1 protein-coding gene and 1 pseudogene are annotated in these 3,979 nt (G+C 42.9%); both read left to right on the top strand.

The window, feature by feature from the left end; all coding sequences use genetic code 11:
* Positions 1–795, top strand: a pseudogene (locus tag E5A76_RS19600) (DUF11 domain-containing protein); the annotation flags it as partial.
* 341 nt (positions 796–1,136) lie between these two features.
* Positions 1,137–3,979: DUF6923 family protein (locus E5A76_RS19590; RefSeq protein ID WP_262383673.1), on the top strand; the 2,843-nt coding region annotated here is incomplete at its 3' end.

Raw genomic sequence — 3,979 nt, 5'->3', positions numbered from 1 at the left:
GGGGATGAAATCTTTGGCTTAGATTTTGGTAAAGTGCGCGAGCCACGGATGGAGCCCGATAACTTCAGTGAAGCGACACCGGGTAGTGTGGTGTTCTTCCCGCATAAATTTACGGCTGCCACCGCAGGTAACGTGAACTTTAATGTGATTAATCCAAGCACGTCACCGACAAACACCGCATGGAGTACCGTGTTGTATCACGATGTGGATTGTGATGGCACATTAAATGGGGTAGAAGCGCAAGTGGTGAACCCGGTGGCGGTGAGTGGCAACAGTACGATTTGTTTACTGAGCAAAGTGACGGTACCAGCCAATGCGACCTTAAATGCGCATTATCACTATGACATAGAAGCGAACATGGTCTTTGCTGATACCACGGGCACAGGACATGGCATTACCCGCCTTGTGTTGGATAAAGATACCGTCAGGGCGATATTCAGTGGCTCAGGGGAATTACGCTTAGAGAAAACGGTACGTAATGTGACGCAAAGCGGTCCAGTGAGCACCAGTAACCAAGGTCGCCCAGGGGATGTTTTAGAATATGTTGTTACCTATTCCAATGTTGGTTCAGGTGCTATATCAGATGTGAAAATCTTCGATGCTACTCCTGATTTTACTGAATTAGCACAGCCTGTGTTATGTAGCGATGGCACAACTCCAGCATCACTAACCTGTAATGCAGTACTTAATGGTGCCAATTTAACGGGGTATCAAGGCAATATTCGCTGGGAAATGACAGGGAACTTGGCGGCAGGAGAGTCGGGCACGGTAGTATATCGTGTCGTTATTCAATAATTGCGATGCAATAATAAAATCACTATTAAAATAGGATTCGTTTGTTAAATATCTCATTGAATATATACATGAGTTTTTTGGAATAAAAATTGCTGAGTTAAAAATAGTTCTAGGCCACCAATATCTTATATAGGTTAGGGAAAGAAGGGTGACTCACAATGCCTAATAAAAATATTTGGACAAAGGTAATAAGGTTATTTTTACTCTGCATAACACTCCTATCAAGCTCAAAAATATTTGCGGCTGAAGGGGTCGGGTTAGTTTATCAAAGCGATTTATTATCGATTGGTGGCATGGGGGGGAGTCCCTTTCCTGTCATCAATTGTCCTAGTGGACAATTGATGACAGGGTTCGACTTTTATAATTCTAATTCTGGCGGTACGCTTGATGGTACTGCATTAAGAGGACGTTGCTCTACCGTTAATGTTTCTGGTGGTGTGGCGACATTAACTTTTAGTGGCGTGACTGCATGGGGAGGGCCGGCATCAGGTACTCTTTACACAGGTAATTGTCCTGCAAATCAAGCTGTAGTGGGAGTGGATGCTCAAACAACAAGTCACCCAGTAATGGGGTGGTTTCGTCTTTATTGTGCATCTGTGTCTTTTAATGGTGGAACAAATCAGTTAGAAATCGCAGCTGCACCAGCATCACCGTCCACAGGACTCATCGGACCTAGTCATCCATATACGGGTGGTACCTATTACGATCGTGTTGTTGCACCTGCAGGTCAGGCACTAGCGGGCTTTGATGGCCGTTCTGGAGCAGCATTAGATTTAGTCTCATTCAAAGCTTATTCTTTTGTTCAAGGTAGCTTGACGTTAAATGCCATTGTAAATCCTGGAGGTAGTGCAGTTCCTGGTGATTTTACGTTAATAGCCACAGATAGTGGAAGTGTGGCGGTAAATTTTAGCTCTGGTGATACGAGAGCTATGACGCCAAGTTCTTATACATTAAGTTGGAATGGTCCAGCAGGTTATACACTAAGTAACCTGAGTTGTGCGACGACATTTACATTAAACAACGGAGATGATGTTACCTGTACATATACATTTGATCCTCCACCTTCAATCAGTGGTTTCGTGTTTAATGATAATGGTGCTGGCGGTGGTACAGTAAGTAACGGTATCAAAGATGGAAGTGAAGCGGGTGTAGGTGTTGCGGTTCCCGTTGTTGCTTATAATGCAGCAACTGGACAGTGTTATGCAACTACAGCAAACCCTACAACAGGGGCATATACAATTTCCCCTCCAGTGACAGGTACTTACCAAGTTTATGAAGCCATTAATGAAACCAATATCGCATCACCGACCTGTCCTCCAACGCAACCAACCTTAAATACCTCAACTGGCTCTTACACTGGTGGCACTATTGGTGATCCTACTAATTTTAACTCTAGTTCTGCCAATGTTGTGTCTGTAACAGCTGGCGTTGCTACAAATGTGAACTTTGGTGATTTTGCCATAAATTCATTTCCGACATGTTCAAGTTTTGCTTATTTAAGTCAGAATAATGGGGGATTAAGGGAACTTAATACTGTTAGTTTAGCAACAGGAGCAATAAATAATTTAGCTCCATCAATTACTATTGGTGGTGGTGTCGGTTATTCAATGATAACCCAGACATTAATGGCAATATCTGGTACGAATTCAATTTCAATATTAGATGGCGCATATAATACTTATATATTACCAGTATCAAATGCAACCTGGCCAAGTGAACCAAATAATGGTGATATTGATGATGATGGAATTTTATATGCACATCGACTAGGAAACTTTTACCTTGTTGATTTAAATCCAAATAGTCCAAATTATTTAACTCAGGTTGGAGTATTACCTACTATTAATACTAATTATAACGATATTGCTATAAATCCAGTTGATGGTTTTATTTATACAGTAGCAAGTGATAGCTCCCGTACGTTATATCGTTTTGATCCAAATACAGGTACTCGCACAGATTTAGGAGTATTAACGACTATTCCAGATAGTGCTTATGGTGCAATGTATTTTGATAGTGACGGGTATTTATATATTGCAGAAAACGAATCTCCAGGGCGCATTTATCGTATTGATATTTTAGACGGTACAAAATCAGCGGGGAATTACACAGCGACATTATTTACGCAAACAAATGCAGAAGCTTTTGGTAATGATGGTGCTCGATGTCCTTATGCTTCAATTCCTCTAGATTGGGCAGATGCACCTACAGTTGATGGTTATGCGACTGAATTGGTGGATGATGGTCCTCGACATTTTATTGAGGCTGCTATTCCCTATTTAGGTACTAACTCTGCTGATGATGAAAGTGATGGTCAGCCAACAGCTACCGCTAACGGGGATGATACTAATGGCTTAACCCCTGATGATGAAGATGGCTTTACTCAACCGTCGATTACGACTGTACTCACAGGAGGCGATAATGTTGCTCTTAACGTTCCTGTAGTGACATCGGGTAATGATAACCTCTATGGTTGGATTGATTTCGACCTTGATGGGGTGTTCAGTAACGATGAAACTGCCACGGTTGCCGTGACCGCCTCTGGTAACAGTACTCTGAATTTCACCGTCCCTGCGGATGTGCAAATCTTTGATAGTTTTGCCCGTTTACGGATTTGTTCCAGTGGTGAAACCTGTAATCTTGCCACGGGTGCAGCCGGAGATGGTGAGGTGGAAGATCACCCTATCTCACTGATGCCACCGGGTGATTTATCCTTAATGCTTGATATGCAGCCGAGTGTTAATGCGACCTTGGGGATCCCATTTAATGTGGTGGTCAGTGTTGAAAATATGGGCACCACCCTCGCTTTAAATACCCAAGTTTATTTACCTATTCCTGCTGGTTACAGTTTCGTTAAAGCCTATGCTGGAGATGGGGTGACTGAAATTACAACGTATGATCCGGTCACTGGCATATTAGATGTGGGCACCGTTGGGTTTGGTTTTAATGATTATGCGGTGATCCGCTTAGCACCGCAGTCATTAACGGCCCCTGCGATTAACGCTGAAATTAGCCAAGCCAGTATCAATGATATTGATTCAACTCCGAACAATGGGTTTGGTAATGGCGAAGATGATACCGATGTAGTGACCCCGGTTATTACTAATACGCTACAGCCTAATGTGTGTGATGCACCTGTGGTGTATGAAGGGGGGGATGCTTACCTTGCCGCCAATGGTGAATA

This window comes from Photobacterium lucens (genome assembly GCF_009873615.1).
Lineage (GTDB): Bacteria > Pseudomonadota > Gammaproteobacteria > Enterobacterales > Vibrionaceae > Photobacterium > Photobacterium lucens.
The sequence above is the reverse complement of the archived record's forward strand: the minus strand, read 5'-3'. Positions and strand labels throughout refer to the sequence as shown.